The organism is Acinetobacter lwoffii (genome assembly GCF_024129115.1).
GTDB classification, from domain to species: Bacteria; Pseudomonadota; Gammaproteobacteria; order Pseudomonadales; family Moraxellaceae; genus Acinetobacter; species Acinetobacter lwoffii_T.
The window spans coordinates 1-17,964 of sequence record NZ_JAMXXO010000018.1; the positions used below are offsets into that span (position 1 = coordinate 1).

The 17,964-nt window shown below is 44.9% G+C and carries 14 protein-coding genes and 4 tRNA genes; 4 read left to right on the top strand and 14 right to left on the bottom strand.

Annotated elements, in window-relative coordinates:
• Nucleotides 1-746 precede the first annotated feature (746 nt).
• The 8 genes from NI470_RS12190 to secA all read right to left on the bottom strand — a co-directional run bounded on the left by NI470_RS12190 (nucleotide 747) and on the right by secA (nucleotide 7,112).
• Nucleotides 747-823, bottom strand: a tRNA-Pro gene (locus NI470_RS12190).
• Between the two features lie 17 nt (nucleotides 824-840).
• Nucleotides 841-916: transfer RNA gene (locus tag NI470_RS12195), tRNA-His, on the bottom strand.
• Nucleotides 917-949: 33 nt separating this feature from the next.
• Nucleotides 950-1,026, bottom strand: a tRNA-Arg gene (locus NI470_RS12200).
• 34 nt (nucleotides 1,027-1,060) lie between these two features.
• Nucleotides 1,061-1,137: transfer RNA gene (locus tag NI470_RS12205), tRNA-Pro, on the bottom strand.
• A 151-nt stretch (nucleotides 1,138-1,288) separates the two neighbouring features.
• Entirely contained in the window at nucleotides 1,289-2,356 is a 1,068-nt protein-coding gene (gene nadA, locus NI470_RS12210) for a quinolinate synthase NadA (RefSeq protein ID WP_253148536.1), read from the bottom strand.
• Nucleotides 2,357-2,510: 154 nt separating this feature from the next.
• On the bottom strand, nucleotides 2,511-3,731 hold the full coding sequence (gene argJ, locus NI470_RS12215) for a bifunctional glutamate N-acetyltransferase/amino-acid acetyltransferase ArgJ (protein ID WP_004645182.1): 1,221 nt from the start codon (nucleotides 3,729-3,731) through the stop codon (nucleotides 2,511-2,513).
• A 159-nt stretch (nucleotides 3,732-3,890) separates the two neighbouring features.
• Nucleotides 3,891-4,244, bottom strand: coding sequence for a hypothetical protein (locus NI470_RS12220; RefSeq protein ID WP_004645181.1), 354 nt, complete (start codon nucleotides 4,242-4,244; stop codon nucleotides 3,891-3,893).
• Nucleotides 4,245-4,385: 141 nt separating this feature from the next.
• Nucleotides 4,386-7,112 carry a preprotein translocase subunit SecA gene (gene secA, locus NI470_RS12225; protein WP_004645180.1) on the bottom strand — a complete coding sequence of 909 codons (2,727 nt, stop codon included), beginning with the start codon at nucleotides 7,110-7,112 and terminating at the stop codon, nucleotides 4,386-4,388.
• A gap of 332 nt (nucleotides 7,113-7,444) precedes the next feature.
• On the opposite strand from secA, the gene NI470_RS12230 reads away from it, so the two are divergent.
• Nucleotides 7,445-8,086, top strand: a complete 642-nt coding sequence (locus NI470_RS12230) for a peroxiredoxin (RefSeq protein WP_004645179.1) — start codon at nucleotides 7,445-7,447, stop codon at nucleotides 8,084-8,086.
• A gap of 313 nt (nucleotides 8,087-8,399) precedes the next feature.
• Complete coding sequence (locus NI470_RS12235; RefSeq protein ID WP_253148535.1) at nucleotides 8,400-9,002, top strand: dual specificity protein phosphatase family protein; 603 nt, start codon at nucleotides 8,400-8,402, stop codon at nucleotides 9,000-9,002.
• Here the strand turns inward: NI470_RS12235 and NI470_RS12240 are convergent.
• From NI470_RS12240 to trpA, 4 genes are read right to left on the bottom strand one after another with little or no spacing between them, the layout of a single operon-like run.
• Complete coding sequence (locus NI470_RS12240; RefSeq protein WP_004645176.1) at nucleotides 8,999-10,042, bottom strand: SPOR domain-containing protein; 1,044 nt, start codon at nucleotides 10,040-10,042, stop codon at nucleotides 8,999-9,001. The genes NI470_RS12235 and NI470_RS12240 overlap by 4 nt on opposite strands.
• Nucleotides 10,039-11,322 (bottom strand): bifunctional tetrahydrofolate synthase/dihydrofolate synthase, encoded by a 1,284-nt coding sequence (gene folC, locus NI470_RS12245; RefSeq protein WP_253148534.1) that lies wholly within the window; start codon nucleotides 11,320-11,322, stop codon nucleotides 10,039-10,041. Before folC ends, NI470_RS12240 begins: the two co-directional genes overlap by 4 nt.
• Nucleotides 11,319-12,215, bottom strand: coding sequence for an acetyl-CoA carboxylase, carboxyltransferase subunit beta (gene accD, locus NI470_RS12250; RefSeq protein WP_253148533.1), 897 nt, complete (start codon nucleotides 12,213-12,215; stop codon nucleotides 11,319-11,321). The genes folC and accD overlap by 4 nt, the downstream gene beginning before the upstream one ends.
• The gene (gene trpA / locus NI470_RS12255; protein WP_085064171.1) at nucleotides 12,212-13,015 is read right to left on the bottom strand and encodes a tryptophan synthase subunit alpha; all 804 of its coding nucleotides are present in this window, start codon (nucleotides 13,013-13,015) and stop codon (nucleotides 12,212-12,214) included. Before trpA ends, accD begins: the two co-directional genes overlap by 4 nt.
• Nucleotides 13,016-13,380: 365 nt before the next feature.
• On the opposite strand from trpA, the gene NI470_RS12260 reads away from it, so the two are divergent.
• Complete coding sequence (locus NI470_RS12260; RefSeq protein ID WP_004645172.1) at nucleotides 13,381-14,715, top strand: Na+/H+ antiporter NhaC family protein; 1,335 nt, start codon at nucleotides 13,381-13,383, stop codon at nucleotides 14,713-14,715.
• Nucleotides 14,716-14,763: 48 nt separating this feature from the next.
• On the opposite strand, the gene NI470_RS12265 is transcribed toward NI470_RS12260, so the two are convergent.
• Nucleotides 14,764-15,801, bottom strand: coding sequence for a helix-turn-helix transcriptional regulator (locus tag NI470_RS12265; protein ID WP_253148532.1), 1,038 nt, complete (start codon nucleotides 15,799-15,801; stop codon nucleotides 14,764-14,766).
• A 142-nt stretch (nucleotides 15,802-15,943) separates the two neighbouring features.
• Between NI470_RS12265 and NI470_RS12270 the strand changes: the two genes are divergently transcribed.
• The gene (locus NI470_RS12270; RefSeq protein ID WP_005252814.1) at nucleotides 15,944-16,822 is read left to right on the top strand and encodes a metal-dependent hydrolase; all 879 of its coding nucleotides are present in this window, start codon (nucleotides 15,944-15,946) and stop codon (nucleotides 16,820-16,822) included.
• A 63-nt stretch (nucleotides 16,823-16,885) separates the two neighbouring features.
• On the opposite strand, the gene NI470_RS12275 is transcribed toward NI470_RS12270, so the two are convergent.
• A complete protein-coding gene (locus NI470_RS12275; RefSeq protein ID WP_005248037.1) occupies nucleotides 16,886-17,878 on the bottom strand; it encodes a DUF2804 domain-containing protein in 993 nt (330 codons plus the stop codon).
• Between the last annotated feature and the right edge of the window lie 86 nt (nucleotides 17,879-17,964).

Here is a 17,964-nt window from a genome sequence, read left to right on the forward strand (position 1 = left end):
TTCTTGCTAATTCGTCACCAGCAAGCTAGGTCGGCTATATTACTCTCTATCTCTAGAAAGTCAACCAGTAATGAAAACTATTTTTAAACTTATCAAATAAAACCTAACTCAATCAAACTTAACTAAGTCACTGTTTTATCAGAAGTTTTAATCTTCATCACCGCCGATGGATGTGCATTCTACAGGATTCCCAACCCAATACAACCCCTATTTTTAAATAATTCAGAAAAATCATCACGATTGTTTATTTATTCTACAAAAAATACAGGTTTTTCTATTTTTCACTCAAAATTTATTCAATTATTGATGTTTTAAAGTAGTTTATTTACTTATCAATGGGTATTTCTAGTTAATTTAATTGCTATATCTATCTAAAAATTTTTTATTGTCTTTATTTCAGATCAAACACAACAGATGAGTTAATAAAATAGATTTACTATGGAATCCCTTACCCATTTTAAAAATATGATCCTCATCCATCCATTAAAATTCCATTCAACAAGATAATCACTCTATAGATAAACTCTGGTTAAATTGTTGAATGATTAAAATTAAGAGTGAAGCAATGCGAGAAGAAAGCAATCTTCAATGCACAGTTTTATTAGATGAAAAATAATTTAATAGGAATTCGAGCATTCATCATGATAGCCACCGATAACAATTGTATATTTTTTATTCACATTGAATTTCAGGCATAAAAAAACCGCTTAACGCGGTATCTTTTATCTCGACCATCTTGAAGGAGATGGTCGGAGCAGTAGGATTCGAACCTACGACCCCCTGGTCCCAAACCAGGTGCACTACCAGGCTGTGCTATGCTCCGATTTCAACTTTAAAAGTTGGGGTGAATGACGGGATTCGAACCCGCGACAACTGGAATCACAATCCAGGGCTCTACCAACTGAGCTACATCCACCATCATTTTGATTCTTAACATCAAGCGACCAAATGGCGCGCCTGACAGGATTCGAACCTGTGACCATCCGCTTAGAAGGCGGATGCTCTATCCAACTGAGCTACAAGCGCGTTACTGATGCAAACATCATTTGCCTTGAAGAATTGGTCGGAGCAGTAGGATTCGAACCTACGACCCCCTGGTCCCAAACCAGGTGCACTACCAGACTGTGCTATGCTCCGATTCATCTCAGCTTTCGTATCGAACATCGTTCGGTACGGTGTGCATTCTAGGCGCGACGCCCGGAGACGTCAACACCTATATTTAAAAAAAACCGAAAAAACGCTTCAAGCGTTTATTTATCAATCGCTTCAGACATTTTTTATACAAATTTTAACGTTTTAGTCCGGCACTAAAGTTCAGCATGCGATCTAGAGGCAGTTTAGCTCGTTCAGCAAGTACCGGATCGACATGCACTTCCTGATCTTTATGCTGTAACACATGCAAGATACCATCCAGCTCGTTCATGGCCATCCAAGGACAATGCGCACAAGAACGACAAGTTGCCCCCTCTCCTGCGGTTGGTGCTTCAATCAGAATTTTATCCGGCACTGCCTGCTGCATTTTATAAAAAATACCGCGATCAGTAGCTACGATTAAACGCTGATTTGGCAAAGTTTGTGCTGCTTTAATTAATTGTGAGGTACTACCCACCGCATCGGCAATCTCGACCACAGACATCGGTGATTCGGGATGTACCAGAACTGCCGCATCTGGATAGAGCGCTTTCATATTGGCAATACCGCGTGAACGGAATTCTTCATGCACGATACAGGCGCCATCCCAGAGCAACATCTCTGCACCGGTTTTTTTCTGGATATAACGACCCAGATGCTGATCTGGTGCCCAGATGATTTTTTCGCCCAGACTGTCCAGATGTTCGATAATTTCCACTGCACAACTTGAAGTGACGACCCAATCGGCTCGGGCTTTCACGGCCGCTGACGTGTTGGCATAAACCACCACGGTATGATCCGGGTGCGCATCGCAAAAAGCGGTAAAATCATCGACAGGACAACCTAAGTCCAGTGAACAGGTCGCTTCCAGAGTTGGCATCAGCACGGTTTTATTGGGTGAAAGAATTTTAGAGGTTTCGCCCATAAATTTCACACCAGCTACCACAAGCGTTGAAGCTGGATGATCGCGACCAAAACGCGCCATTTCCAGTGAATCGGAAACACAGCCCCCCGTCAGTTCAGCCAGCTCTTGGACTTCAGGGTCGCAATAATAATGCGCCACCAAAACAGCATCCTGTTTTTCTAGCTCTGCCTTGATCTGTGCAAATTTGTCCAATTTTTCCTGCTGGCTCATTTGATGTTCTTGGGGAACACCTAAACGATCTAAATGCGCCTGCACAATCGATTTAGCTTCATTGGCTATTAATTTGGTCGCATCACTCATAACAACTCTTACTCTACCCTCATAGTTCACTATTCAATGAACCTTTCACCCTACATCCCGGTCATCTCTGGCGAAGTGCTATTTTTGACCAGTCATTAAAAACTACAAGATATAAAAAAAAGCCCCATAACGGAGGCTTTAGAAACGATCTGAATTATGAGCGATAATCTGCATTGATTTTTACGTAGTCATACGACAGGTCACAGGTATAAACCGTATCTTTTGCCTGACCTCGTCCAAGATCAACTCGAATCGTCATTTCAGCCTGGGCCATCACACGTGCACCGGCTGCTTCAGTATAGTCTGCTGCCGCACCACCATCTTTACAGATTTGTACATCATCTAACCAAACCTGAATTTTTGCAACGTCTAAATTCGGCACACCTGCATAACCAATCGCTGCCAGAATACGGCCCCAGTTTGGATCAGAAGCAAAGATTGCGGTTTTAACCAGCGGTGAATGCGCAATGCTATAAGCAATATCGCAGCACTCTTGAGTATTACCACCGCCTTCTACAGTCACGGTAATGAATTTAGTCGCACCTTCACCATCACGCACAATCAGTTGCGCAAGGCGTTTCATGGTACGTGTCAATACGTCTAGCACCACTGCATAACGCGGATCTTCAGTCGAAGTGATCTCAGCACCACCGGCCTGACCTGTGGCAATAAAAATACACGAATCATTGGTCGAGGTATCGCCATCAATGGTAATACGGTTAAACGATACATTGACCGTTTCAGTTAATAACTGTTGAACCAGTTCACGGCTGATCGGCGCATCTGTCGCAACATAACCCAACATGGTCGCCATATTAGGACGAATCATGCCTGCACCTTTGGAAATACCGGTCATGGTATAGGTCACACCATCCAGCTCGAACTGCTCTGAAGCACCTTTCGGAGTGGTATCTGTGGTCATGATTCCGGTCGCTGCGTCGACCCAGGCATCATCACGCAATGAGTCCAGCGCAGGCTGTAAACCTGTAAGTAAACGCTCCATCGGAAGCTGCTCACCAATCACACCAGTCGAGAATGGCAACACTTCAGCAGCCTGCACGCCTGCAAGTTCAGCCAGCTTGGCACAGGTGGCTTCTGCATTTGCCATGCCTGTAGGACCTGTTCCAGCATTGGCATTGCCGGTATTGATTACCAAGTAACGTGGATTGCCAGCTTGCAAATGGGCTTTAGATACATGCACTGGTGCTGCACAAAAGGCATTCTGGGTAAACACCCCAGCAACATTGGAGCCTGCAGCTAGTTCAAATATCACCAGGTCACGTCGGTTCTGATAGCGCACATAGGCTTCAGCCGAACCAATTTTAACCCCTTTCACCACATGCATCTGTGGCATAGATACGTCACCAACTGCCATTTTAAAGTCCAATATTGAAGTTTTAGAAAAATACAGCTTAGTTGATCTGCAACAAAAAATCGAGCCAAAGCCTGAGCCAGCCTGAGATTTGTTATGGGTTTTCACAATAAAAAACCAGTCATCAAGACTGGTTTCTACGTTTTTAAAATTAAGATATTTTTAATTTTGTGCAAGTTGTCCAGATTCGCTTAGTAAAGCCTGTTTCGCTTGTTGTTGACTTGCACTAGAAAGTGCAGGATTAGTAGCAACAATACGGTCTGCATTTGCCGCATTAGCAGCTGCAATCGCAGCGGTCTGCAATACAATCGGACGGTTCTGGTTGGCAAAGGTATAACGGATGCCGGTACGTGGGCTTGCTACAGTCACTTGCGCATCGGTACGTTGTACTTGAGCAGTGTTAGTACCTACCGCTTGCTGAACTTTATCAATTGTTGTGGTCGCTGCAGTTTGTGCAAAACTTAAGGCAGGTATTGCCAAAGCGGCAATCATGAGCGTTTTTAATACTTTTTTCATTCAGGTTATTCCACTTTGAGGTGTTGAATGAGCCATTAAATAGCATTTAATTCCTAAGACTGCAAACAGTATTCAATTTCTGAAAAATCTTCATACATAAAAAAATCAGAGCCATGTGGCTCTGATTTTTTTTAACACTGTTTAGATCTTGCCATGACACTGTTTGTATTTCAGGCCTGAACCACATGGACAAGGTGCATTACGACTTGCCGGTGCTTCAAAGACTGGTGCTACAGGATTCGCCTGAACATTTTGCTCGGTCGTCACCTCATGTTCACCTGCCAGCAAGCCGTCAAACTCTTCATGAGATAACTGCAAACGCATTGCCTCAGCCTGTGCCTGCTGCTGTGCTTCCATTTCCGCCAGCTCTTCAGGTGTCGGTACGTGGATGCGTGACAGATCTGTCACGACATCGGACTTAATCGTACCCAGCATGTTTACAAACAGGTTATAAGCTTCTTTTTTATATTCCTGCTCTGGATTCTTTTGCGCATAACCACGTAAATGAATACCTTGACGCAAATAATCCATAGCCGCCAGATGCTCTTTCCAATGACGATCCAGAGAATTCAGCATAAAGTGACGTTCAAGCGAAGCTGCAGATTCTTCACCCATTTGTTCACGACGTGAACGGTAGCGGTTCAGTACTTCATCGGTAATGCGCACCACCAAAGCTTCTTCATCCAGACGACGGTCCTGTTCCAGCCATTGTCCGATAGGAAGATCCATCGAAAGATCTTCACGCAGCGCCAGTTCCAGACCTTCACTATCCCACTGGTCATGAATCGATTCAGGCGGAATATAGTTGGCGATTACACCCTGCATCACTTCACGGATCATTTCTTCAATATAATCCTGCAGTGAATTTTCTGCCAGAATGTCGTCACGCTGACTATAAATGATCTTACGCTGTTCGTTATTGACGTCATCGTATTTCAGCAAATTCTTACGAATATCGAAGTTACGTGCTTCCACTTTACGCTGCGCATTTTCAATCGAGCGAGACACCATTTTGTGCTCAATCGCTTCATCTTCCTGCAAGCCCATGGCACGCATCATGCCGACTACGCGATCACCGGCAAAAATACGCATCAAGTCATCTTCAAGTGACAGATAGAAACGCGATACACCCGGGTCACCTTGACGACCGGCACGACCACGCAGCTGGTTATCGATACGGCGTGATTCATGACGCTCGGAACCGATAATATGCAAACCGCCTGAATCCAGCACAGCCTGGTGATTAACATCCCATTCTGCTTTCAGACGCGTTTCATCTTCAGGAGTCGGGTTTTCAATTTTAGCCAGCAACGCCTTCCAGTTACCACCCAAGAGAATATCGGTACCACGACCGGCCATGTTGGTGGCAATCGTCACTGCACGCGGCGCACCGGCCTGCGCAATAATATCGGCTTCACGTTCGTGCTGTTTGGCATTCAGTACTTCATGCTGGATCCCTGCCGCTTTTAGCTTATCCGACAGAATCTCAGAAGCTTCAATGGTGGCTGTACCAATCAAAATTGGTGCGACACCAGCTTCATGCACACGCTGAATTTCTTGAATAATCGCGTTATATTTCCCTTCACGATTTAAATAAATTAAATCGTTATGGTCTTGACGAATCATTGGACGGTGGGTCGGAATCAGCACCACATCCAGACCATAAATTTCTTTCATTTCCGCTGCTTCAGTATCAGCAGTACCGGTCATACCGGATAATTTTTTATACAGACGGAAATAGTTCTGGAAGGTTGTGGTTGCCAGAGTCTGGTTTTCCGGCTGGATTTCCAGACCCTCTTTGGCTTCTACGGCTTGATGCAAACCTTCAGACCAGCGACGTCCCGGCATGGTACGACCGGTATTTTCATCGACAATAATCACTTCACCATCGTTGATGATGTATTGCACATTGCGTTGATAGAGATAATGGGCACGGATCGCTGCAGTGACATGATGCAACAGGTTCAGGTTCGACGCTGAATACAAGCTCTCGCCTTCTGCCAGCAAGCCCATTTCAATCAATTCACTTTCAATGGTTTCAAAACCCACTTCAGTAATTTCAACTGAACGCTGTTTTTCATCAATCCAGAAGTGACCGCCATCCGGCACTTTCTCTTCTTTCTGTGCCTGTAATTTTGGTGGAATATTATTGATGGCTGCATAAAGCTGTGAAGAATCTTCACTTTGACCGGAAATAATCAACGGGGTACGTGCTTCATCAATCAGGATCGAATCGACCTCATCGATAATCGCATAGGTCAAACCACGCTGCTTTTTCTCAGCCAGCGAGAACACCATGTTGTCACGCAGGTAGTCAAAGCCAAATTCGTTATTGGTACCGTAAGTAATATCGGCACGATAAGCTTCAGCTTTTTCCATCGGATTTTGCATGGAATAAATAATGCCGATGCTTAAACCCAAAAACTCAAATAATGGACGGTTCAACTCGGCATCACGTTGCGCCAGGTAATCGTTCACGGTAATGACATGCACGCCCTGACCACTGATGGCATTCAGATAACAGGCCAAAGTACCCATCAGGGTTTTACCTTCACCGGTACGCATTTCTGCGATTTTGCCTTCATGCAAGGTAATACCACCGATCAGCTGCACGTCATAATGACGCATGCCCATCACCCGCTTCGCCGCTTCACGACAGACTGCAAATGCTTCAGGCAATAATTTATCGAGGGTTTCACCCTTATTATATCGTTGTTTGAATTCTTCAGTTTTTGCAGATAAGTCTGCATCGCTAAGGGTAGATATCGTCGGCTCGAGCACATTAATCTTGTCTACGATTTTACGCATGCGTTTGAGTTCGCGCTCATTTTTGGTACCGAAGATTCCTCCGATCAGACTTGCCAACATGAATAGACTCTCTAAATCTTGCTTGTCAAATGAATATGTTCTTAGTCGTTATTATGGTGCTAGAAATTTGAACTACAAGGGTTTTGCTGTAAAACCGCTAAAAAAATCTGATCCTTAGTTCTAGCCCTAAGATCTAAGGCAAAGTAATGTAGCAAATTTTCCCTGTGCAACATAGTCAATTAAGTGACTGATTTTTGCGCTTCTGGATAGATGGATATCCCATTTATGCAATTTACTCATAAAGAAAGCAAAAAACACTATTTTTAATCATAAAAAATTTGATTCATATTAAATCCTATCTCGACATTAAAAGACCAATTGAGGCTAAAAAGATGAGTTTACGTTTAGGCGATACCGCACCGAATTTTGAACAGCAATCCAGTGAAGGCCTGATTAATTTTTATGATTTTCTGGGTGATAGCTGGGGCATTTTATTTTCACACCCTGCCGACTATACACCGGTATGTACGACTGAACTTGGCTATACCGCAAAACTGAAAGATGAGTTTGCAAAACGTGGTGTTAAAGCGATTGCCTTGTCAGTTGATGATGTGGAGTCGCATCATGGCTGGATTAAAGATATTAATGAAACCCAGAACGCCACGGTGAATTTCCCGATCATTGCCGATCAGGATCGTAAAGTTTCCGAGCTATATGACTTTATTCATCCAAATGCCAGTGAAACTCTAACGGTTCGTTCTTTAGTGGTCATTGATCCCAATAAAAAAGTCCGTTTGATTATTACTTATCCTGCATCGACCGGCCGTAATTTCCATGAAATCTTGCGTGTGGTGGACTCCCTGCAACTCACCGATAGCCATAAAGTAGCAACGCCTGCGAACTGGCAGCATGGTGATGATGTTGTGATTATCCCTTCACTGAAAGATGAGGAAGAAATCAAGCAACGTTTTCCAAAAGGTTATACAGCGGTCACGCCTTACCTGCGCTTAACGCCCCATCCTGAGCAAGGATAAGCAGAGCACTGCTCTGCCCTGAGGAATATATTCCGCAAGAAGGTGAGAAGCTATGCTTCGAGCAACAAATTAAAAGGACTCCTTTTTAATTTTGCGCAAGACAAGCGAAGCGCGTAGCACAGGATAAGATGGAGCTCGTAGTAAAGAATAAGAGAAACTCTATTTTTCCAGATTTTATGTTTTATCGAATACGACATTGACGTGCCACGGATTCGATTTGTTGATACAGCCTGTCTTCGGATAGGCTTTTTTATATTCAAAATCCCATATCCACTTTAAACTTGAAATAACAAAAACAACATCTATGCTCTGTATGGAAATCTGCATATTTCTAATCCTGATGAGCTGCCTCCTGAAAGGTTGCATGACTACGCCCGCCCTACCTGAACCTCAACGTCCTCAACATTGGGGACAGCCCATTCATCAGGATCATAATTTTCATCAAATCAGCAATTTTGTCTATCGTAGTGAGCAGCCTTCAACTGAACTCATTCCTTTATTAAAACAGCATAAGATCGATGTGGTTATTAATTTACGTTCACGGGATAAAGACAGCTTTCTTTTGAGCAATGAAAAATTTCAGCTGCATCATGTACCCATACATACCTGGGCAATTGATCGGGAAGATTTATTGAAAATTATGCTACTGATTCAGCAAGCACAACAAAATCATCAAAAGGTGCTCCTGCATTGTTATCACGGCTCAGACCGAACCGGTGCCAGTGTCGCCATGTACCGGATTATTTTTGAACATTGGCCGATTGAGCAGGCACTACAGGAAATGAAACATGGCGGTTATGGCTTTCATGCCATTTGGCGCAATATTGACAATCTATTCACCCCTAAAAATGTAAAATGGATTCGCGAGCAACTCACGAATCCATCTACAAAAACTTTGGTTAATGCAAAGAATTAACGCTTATCCAGTGGCACCCAATCATTCACCCAAGCTGATTTCATATTCAGGCTGGCATCAGACGCAATTTTCTTACGGAGTGCATCTGCAGTCTCACGGTCTTTGGACGGCCCCACCATGATGCGTACACCTTTAGAAGTTGAGCTTTTGGTCACTTTATAACCTTTAGCACGCAGTTTGGCTGCTACAGCATCTGCATTGGCTTCATTCGCTGCCAGTGCCACCTGTACCATCCATTGCTTGTCCTCTTCACCTTCCAGTAACTTACGCGCCTGCTCAGCTTCTGCTTTCTTCTTGGCTTCTTCGGCTGTAGCCTTTTTCTTGGCTTCTTCAGCTTTACGTTTTTCGTCAGCTTTACGTTTTTCCTCGGCAGCTTTACGTTCAGCTTCTTTCTTTTCAGCCGCTTTACGCTCTTCCTCGGTTTTACGTTTTGCTTCAGCCGCCTTACGTTCTGCTTCGGTTTTTTGCTGTTGCTCTAACTTGCGTTTTTCTTCAGCGGCTTTACTTTCAGCAGCTTTACGCTCTGCTTCTTTCTTGGCTGCGTCAGTAGAACTATTGGCTTTTTGTTGGTCCAGCTGCTGCTGGGCTAACTTTTTTTCTTGCACCGCTTTTTCTTCAGCCAGACGTTTCTGCTTGGCCTGTTCATCTTCCACCAGTTCTGGTGGAATATTATCGGAACTTTGCTGTCCTAGGCGGTGTGCATTCAGGGCAGCATATTCTTCAGCCGCTTTACGTGCAGCATCTGCTTCAGCCTGCTGTTGCATCGCTAAAAATTCGGCTGCACGCGCCTCCTGTTCTGCAACCGCTTTTTCGCGATCACGGCGTTGCTGTTCAAGTAAACGCTTTTCTGTTTCTACATCGACCGTCAAAGAACCGAGCGAATGATTGCCTGCCTCTTTATTTTCAACTTCCGCAGCCTGTGCCGGATTTTGCTGACGGTCCTGATTGATTTCATCTTGGCCTTTCAGGAGTAATGCTGCCAATAAAACACCACCACCGAGTAAAACAACACCGCCCATCCAGCGCTGTTTGTTATTCATTGACATTCTTCCAAATACTCCCATACCGCTTCTAAGGTATGAAATGATCCACATACCAAAATCAGCTGATTATTATCTGTTTGATCCAGTGCTGATTTAAAAGCTAATTTTACATTGTCAAATTGTTCTACCGCCTCACCGCTTAAAGCATCAGCCAAAACTGTGACCTCTGCCGCACGTGGGACGAATAATGGTGCAATTTTCCACAATTGAACCGTGTCTTTCAATAACTTGACGACAGAATTTATATCTTTATCTGCCAGCATTGAAAATACACAAATGACTTCATTATATTTTTGATTGTAATTTAAATAATCTCGTAATTGTTTCAGCAGAAATTCCACCCCATGCGGGTTATGTCCTGCATCAAAAATCACGGTTTTATTCTGGATTTGACGGATTTCAAACCGTCCCGGCAATTTTGCCGTTTGAATGCCTTGTGCAATTGCCTGCTGGCTGACGTTTAATCCGCTCAGCAGAATGGCGGCCACGGCGGTAGAAATATTATCCAGTGCCAGCGAACCTGTTGGGAGTTTTAAGGTCGTACCCGATGAAGCAAAAGCCCAGCTCTGGCCATCTTCAAAGGCTTTATAGAAATAATCACGGTTGATTGCATACAAAGATGCATTACATTCTTGAGCTTTATTTAGAATGGCTTGCGGGATCTGTTGCTGTCCACCAAACACGACTGGAATATCCGGGCGGATAATTCCGGCCTTTTCAAAAGCAATTTTCTCGATGGTGTTGCCAAGCCAGTCGGTATGATCCAGACCAATATTGGTAATTACCGCCACATCCGGATTAACCACATTGACCACATCCAGACGGCCGCCTAAGCCAACTTCCAGCACCCACACATCACACAGCTGATCTTTAAAAATCACAAAAGCAGCCAGTGTGGTAGCTTCAAAGAAAGACAGGCTCAAACCGCATTCACGACGAGCCTGATCGACCTGAACAAAAGCATCAATGAGTAACCGATCTTCCACTTCAATGCCGCTTAACTTCACGCGTTCATTGAAACGGTACACGTGTGGAGACTGATATAGCCCGACCTTAAAGCCTTGTGCATTCAGGATCGCGGCTAGTGTAGTGGTGGTCGAACCCTTACCATTGGTTCCCGCCACCGTCAGTACTTTGGCCTCTGGAGATGTCACGCCCAGCTTTTCAGCCACCGGAATAACGCGCTCCAGACCTAAATCAATACCCGTAACGTGAACATGGCTCCAATAATCGAGCCATGTGTTTAAAGAATCTGTTGCTAATGGGGCTGTGTTCAATGCAAATTCATCAACTTCGTAACGATACGATAAACTGTATCACGTAATGCATGACGGTGAACAATCTGATCGATTACCCCATGATCAAGCAAGTATTCCGCGCGTTGGAACGGTTCTTCCAGTTTCTCACGTACGGTTTGTTCGATCACACGTTTACCTGCGAAGCCAATCATCGCTTTCGGTTCAGCAAGATGTACATCACCCAGCATTGCCAATGAGGCAGTTACACCACCGTATACCGGATGAGTCAGTACCACTACATAAGGCAGACCTGCTTCTTTTAAACGCTGGATTGCAGCCGAAGTACGCGCCATTTGCATCAGGGACAACATGCCTTCCTGCATACGCGCACCACCCGAAGCAGCAAAACAGATCAAAGGTTGACGAGCTTCAATCGCACGTTCTGCAGCCTGAACAAAGCGGTCACCGACCACAGTCCCCATAGAACCACCCATGAAGTCGAATTCAAACGCACAGGCAATCATCGGTACGCCTTTCAGCAGACCTTGAATCACGACCAGCGCTTCAGTTTCACCGGTTTTCTTTTGCGCTTCTGCCATACGATCGGGATACGCTTTGCTATCGACAAATTTCAGCGGATCTTTGGCTATAAATTCCTGACCCAATTCTGTTTGTACCTGATCAAAGAACCAGTTCAGACGTTCGCGGGCTTTCATGCGCAAATGTTCATCACATTGCGGACAGACATAGGCATTAAATGACATGGCTGTACGGGTCACCAATGCATGACATTCAGGACACTCAATCGTAGGCTCGGTAAATGTCGCTTTATATGCCGTTTGCTCATCGGGTACCTGAATGCCCGGAACAGTACGCTCCGTCCATGGGGTCGATGGGCTCAGAATTTTGCCTGATTTCACTTGTTGACTCATACTAACTCATCGAGCGCTGCTCGAAGCTCCTTGACTTTATTCACCGTCGCAATAACGGCTTGTTCTGGTGCGAGCGTTGCAAACTGCTTTACAAACGCACTACCCACAATAACTGCATCGGCAGCAACACCCATCGCTTTCGCAGATGCAGCATCACTGATACCGAAACCTACGCCTACAGGAACATCAGTCACAGCTTTAATCTTTTGAATGCGTGTAGCGGCTTCAGAAACATCTAAAGTTGCTGCACCGGTCACGCCTTTCAGTGACACATAGTAAATAAAGCCGCTGGCCTGTTTTGCTACATGTTGAATACGTGCATCGGTTGAAGTTGGTGCCAGCAGGAAAATCTGATCCATGTCATATTTTTCCAGTACTTCACCCAGACTTTGTGCTTCTTCTGGTGGCAAGTCCACCAGCAACACACCGTCTACTCCACATTCATAGGCATAAGCCACAAACTTTTCATAGCCAATTACTTCAACCGGATTCAGATAACCCATCAGCACCACTGGTGTTTCGCGATCTTTCAAGCGAAATTCTTTCACCATGTGCAGGGCATCCAGGGTATTGGTTCCACCTGCCAGAGCACGTTCAGCAGCTAGTGCAATCACCGGCCCATCTGCCATCGGGTCCGAGAAAGGAAGTCCCAGCTCAATCACGTCGACACCCGCTTCCACCATCTCATGCAGCAAAGGCACTGTGACTTCTGGATGCGGATCACCCGCCATGACATAAGAAACTAAAGCTTTACGCTGTTGAGATTTAAGTTGTCCAAATCGTGTGGCTAAACGTGACATAGGGTGGTATTTTCCTTAACGTGTTTCAAACTTGAGGCATTGACTATGTAGAAATACAAGACATCGCATTGTAACGCTATTTTTTGTCCAATGAACAGTCTGCGATACCGACCTCGAGTACTTCATTTCCTGTGCGAAGATTTCAAAACAATTCGGAAGGGTCTATTTACGATTATTTTGATTTTTTTCACAATGATCAAAGATGCCTAATTTTGCTATTACCTAAAATCTTGAATATTTAGATAAACTTATCTTTATCATATAAAAATTAATAAAAATGCAGATGTTAGTGCATTCATTTAAAGTTTTCTGAAATTGCAAAACCTGCTTTATACTAGTCCTATTCTCTTACTTTTTTATCTCCTATGCAGACTGATTCTGAGGCTACAGTGCAGGCACGCGCCATTGCACTGCTGCCGCTTATTGTATTTTTAACCATATTTTTGGGTAGCGGGATCTATCATTCCCTGATCGGAACCGAGTTCGCGTTCTATCAGGTGAAAGCGCCTGTGGCTGCCCTGCCTGCGATTATCTTGGCTGCATTAGTGTATCGCGGCAAACTCAACCAGGGCATTGAGGAATTCCTCAGAGGTGCCAGTCATCCAAACTTAATTCTGATGTTTATGGTGTTTATGCTGGCCGGCGCCTTTGCCAGCGTCAGTAGCGCCATTGGCAGCGTCGACGCCACCGTGCAGATGGGCCTGTCGGTGATTCCACCCACATTTATTCTGCCGATGTTATTTGTGATCTCGGCCTTTATTGCCACGGCGATGGGTACCTCCATGGGCACCATTGCGGCTTGTGCGCCAATCGCTTTTGGTTTCACCCAGGTTACCGATATTGATGTGATTTATGCGATTGGTGCAGTGGTCGGTGGTGCCATGTTTGGTGATAACCTGTCCATGATCTCAGACACCACCATTGCGGCGACCACCAGCCAACGCGTACAACTGCGTGACAAGTTCAGGGTCAACGTCTGGATTGCGGTTCCAGCCTCAATCGTCACTATTTTGATTTACGTGTTGAGTACCAGTAGTAGCAATGCAGTGGAATACAAGGATTTTAACTGGCTTCTGGTTTTACCTTATATCGCCGTATTTATTTTAGCCTTTAGCCGTTTACACGTTCTCGCTGTGCTGACCATTGGGGTGTTACTTTCCGGCTTGTTTGGCCTGTTTGCCACAGCTGAATTTGATCTGCTCAAACTGAATACTTCAATTTATGATGGCTTTGTCGGCATGTTTGAAGTGGCGTTATTGTCGATGTTCCTGGGTGGCCTCTCGGCGATCATGCAACGAGAAGGCGGTTTACGCTGGCTGATCGAGCGCATTTATAGCTTGACCCGTCTATTTAAAGTTGGGAAGCAACGTGCCGGCGAAATCGGGATTAGTTTTCTGGTGGTGTTTTCGAATATCTTTGTGGCCAATAATACCGTGGCGATTATTCTGTCTGGTGATATGGCGCGTGAAGTCGCCAAAGAATACGGGGTGGATCCCAAGCGTTCTGCGGCACTGATGGATATTTTCTCTTGCGTGGTACAGGGTTTAATTCCTTATGGCGCACAGTTACTACTGGCCTGTTCCATTGCAAAAATCTCGCCGGTTGAACTGATTGGTGGTGTGTACTATTGCTGGATTCTGGCCATTTTTGCGATTGCTGCGATCGCGTTTAGATTCCCTCAGGTGAAAGCAAGCACTTAATCCATCATCCTGCGAAAATAAAAAAGCGACCGATACCGGTCGCTTTTTTCAGCTTCGTGCTTTGTGTAACTGCCTTTTTCGCTCTAACAAGGTCTGTCCGGTGGCTGCCTTGTAGGCCCGTGCCAATGCCGACTGGTCAGAATAATCCAGCTGCTCGGCGATTTCGGTCAGACCTAATCCCTTCTGCAACAACAGCTCGCAACGTTTGATCCGCTGCTGTTCCAGCAGTTTTTTAAATGAAGTGCCATGGGTACTAAATAAGCGTTGCAAACTCCGTGTCGACATCAATAACTGCTGAGCAAGTTGTTCAACTTTAATCGCCTGATGCTGGGTTCGCAGCTGTTCAGCAATCATTTGCTGCGCCTGTTCCAAATGATTCTCAAGGGGCGGCTTGGCGGCAATCGCCTGTTCTGCCTGATGCACCAGCAACTGCAACAGCATCGGATCTGCCTGCTCAGACCGATGTGCCAGTCCTTGTAGATCCAGTTCTATGCCATAGTAGGCTTGGGAAAATATCACCTCGCTGGCGAAAAACTTTTGATAATGCATTTGTCCCCTATCGGGCGCATGGGCAAAGCGTACACAACGGACTAACAGTTGATGATCCTGTAAAATGACACGTCCCAACTGTACCATCGCGGCCATGGTCAGTTCATTGAGCAGATTATATTTTTCGTCCAGATAGGCCCAAAATAATTCAATACTGTGTTCACGCTGCTTCAACTGCAAAGGTACAAACTCACTGCCATCAATCACCAGTCGTTGAAAACGCATAATATGCCGGATCATTTCCGCAACGCTGCTGCTTCGCGAAGCCATATAGCCGAGCACGCCAAAATGTTCTGGACGAATAACCTGCACGATCTCGAAAATTAGTTGTGGACAGTTTAAATGTTGCCGGGTTCTTAACAGAAGCTGATTTAATAATTCCAGCGGCACTTGCGTGGCAAAAGGCTGATCAATCAGGGGGACAAGCGCTTCATGTACATCTTGCAGAAAGTCAGCTTCCAAAGGCTCAATTTGCAGACTGCGCAGATAAGTCGCCCAAAGCTGAATATAACCATTGGATATTTTAATTTCTTGCATGCGCGCTTCCCGCTGCCTGCTTTAGTCTAAGCAGTTTTATTTTCATTTGGCATAAAATGTATAAAAATTGGCAAGCACTGTCAAAACAATTACGGCATTCCCCGACATACTGTCAGCATCGTCACAAAAAAGAACTTCTAAGATGAATGCAGTATTAAAATCTTCAATAAAGCCCGTGGTCCGGACCCAGCTTGATTTTAAACTGGATGAAATTCCGCGCTACTGGTTTGGCGGCGATCCCTTTCTGACCCGCATGTTCGATGCCTTGAGCCTGACCTTTCCAGATGGCGAGCGTTATTTTATTCAAAGTGTGCGCCTGTTCCGAGATCAGATCACAGACCCGGAGCTGCAAAAACGTGTGGCAGATTTTATTCGTCAGGAAGCACAGCACGGCATTGCCCATGAGAAAATGAACCAGCTGATGCGTGAACAAGGCATGCCTGTCGATGATTTTATTGAGCGTCTGAATAATATGTTCGCTCATGACCTCAAACATCGTTCAGCACAGTTCAATATTGCCACGACGGCAGCGGCAGAACACTTGACTGCGCTGATGGCTGAAACTTTTTACGGTCAAAAATCCACCTTAAAAGACGGGCATCCTTATGTACGTGCCATGTTTGCCTGGCATGCGATTGAAGAAATGGAACATCGTGATGTGGCTTTTGACGTGATGAAAGATATTGCAAAAACACCTGAATGGATGCGCAAAATGACCCTGCTCAGCACGACATTTTTGATGTTTAGTTATACTGCCTATCGCGCCAATGTCATGCTGAAACATGATGGGTTCAGTGTCTTAGAGCGTTTGCAAATGAACCTGAAAGGACTGCCCTGGTTGTTTGGCCGTAACGGTACCTTGACCCGTATGGGCCCACAATATCGGGACTGGTTTAAAAAAGATTTTCATCCCAGTCAACATCCTGTGATTGCGCAATACGATGTCTGGGTAAAAACCTTAGCCGAAACCAATGATCCAATTCAAGCAGGTGAAGCCTTCTGGCAGGCCGCCAAAGATTAAGCTCAAATCAAAAGAGCCTTCAAAAATTGAAGGCTCTTAAATTAGGTCTTATGTCCTGCACTTTTACCATTTGGCATAATGCTGCTCAAGCAAGGCATATTCATTCAGTAAAATAATTTCCTGATCATCCTGCTGGATCGTTCCGGAAACCTTGGCTTGCCACTGACTAAACTGACTTCCGACCAGACGCAGGTTCAGATTTTCATAACGGCGCCAGCCTGTACTCACCATCAGATTCAATTTTTCATCCAGCGACTGAATCGTCCATTGGTTTTCCGATTCCTGCTGGAACAGCACATCGGCCAACGGATAAATCTTCCCATTGATCCACAGACAGTTTTCATTGCCAAAACTTTCATTCACACCTGAAGCCAGATTAAGTCCAATCCGATTATGGTTCACATCCCAGAAATTACAGGACAACCAGAACCAGGCCGTTTCCGGGCGCAAAAAGCCACAGGTATCATCCAGAGAAGCAAAGCTGCGTTCATTAAACTGAATGGTTTCACCCTGCTTGTTAATGAAAAAGCCTTCACAGCCCAAAGTGGTCAGTTTCTGAGTATAGGTCCAGCCATTGATGCCGGTCGGACTGCACATACTCAGTGGATCGGTTCCGGCACAGAAAATCCGGGCACTGAGTTTAATTTCGCCGTATTTGCTGACGTTGATATAACGCACGCCGTTGGCATGCTGGATATCGATCTGAAAAGGTGACTTATGGAAATAACTATGATTAAACAGTGGCTGTTCATCCAGCACAGTGTTGCGTGACAGGAAATTAATCGCATTCCATTCCAGCACTTCATTGGTCATATGGTTATAGACATAGACAAAACCATGCCCTGCCCATGCGATATCGGCAATTGCCAGTCCAATGGTATAATGCTCGTGCTGAATACTACAGAATTTGAATTTTTTATATTTTAGATGCTTACGCCAGCCTGACAGCACATGACCATAAGGATTCTTGTATTGATATGCCTGATAGTCAATACTTTTTGGAAGTTCCTTGAAACGTCCATAACGCGGTTGTCCATTTGCCTGAATTAAATCCATTTAAGACATTCCATCTCAGTCAAAACTGCTTTTCCTTGGCAGTATTATGCCGATTATTAAATTTTGATAAAGATTTTTTTAAGTCA

Excerpts from the sequence above, each read along its gene's own strand:
- nadA (WP_253148536.1), bottom strand. The coding sequence starts at position 2,356 with ATGAGTGATGCGACCAAATTAATAGCCAATGAAGCTAAATCGATTGTG.
- argJ (WP_004645182.1), bottom strand. The coding sequence starts at position 3,731 with ATGGCAGTTGGTGACGTATCTATGCCACAGATGCATGTGGTGAAAGGG.
- NI470_RS12220 (WP_004645181.1), bottom strand. The coding sequence starts at position 4,244 with ATGAAAAAAGTATTAAAAACGCTCATGATTGCCGCTTTGGCAATACCT.
- secA (WP_004645180.1), bottom strand. The coding sequence starts at position 7,112 with ATGTTGGCAAGTCTGATCGGAGGAATCTTCGGTACCAAAAATGAGCGC.
- NI470_RS12230 (WP_004645179.1), top strand. The coding sequence starts at position 7,445 with ATGAGTTTACGTTTAGGCGATACCGCACCGAATTTTGAACAGCAATCC.
- NI470_RS12235 (WP_253148535.1), top strand. The coding sequence starts at position 8,400 with ATGGAAATCTGCATATTTCTAATCCTGATGAGCTGCCTCCTGAAAGGT.
- NI470_RS12240 (WP_004645176.1), bottom strand. The coding sequence starts at position 10,042 with ATGAATAACAAACAGCGCTGGATGGGCGGTGTTGTTTTACTCGGTGGT.
- accD (WP_253148533.1), bottom strand. The coding sequence starts at position 12,215 with ATGAGTCAACAAGTGAAATCAGGCAAAATTCTGAGCCCATCGACCCCA.
- trpA (WP_085064171.1), bottom strand. The coding sequence starts at position 13,015 with ATGTCACGTTTAGCCACACGATTTGGACAACTTAAATCTCAACAGCGT.
- NI470_RS12260 (WP_004645172.1), top strand. The coding sequence starts at position 13,381 with ATGCAGACTGATTCTGAGGCTACAGTGCAGGCACGCGCCATTGCACTG.
- NI470_RS12265 (WP_253148532.1), bottom strand. The coding sequence starts at position 15,801 with ATGCAAGAAATTAAAATATCCAATGGTTATATTCAGCTTTGGGCGACT.
- NI470_RS12270 (WP_005252814.1), top strand. The coding sequence starts at position 15,944 with ATGAATGCAGTATTAAAATCTTCAATAAAGCCCGTGGTCCGGACCCAG.
- NI470_RS12275 (WP_005248037.1), bottom strand. The coding sequence starts at position 17,878 with ATGGATTTAATTCAGGCAAATGGACAACCGCGTTATGGACGTTTCAAG.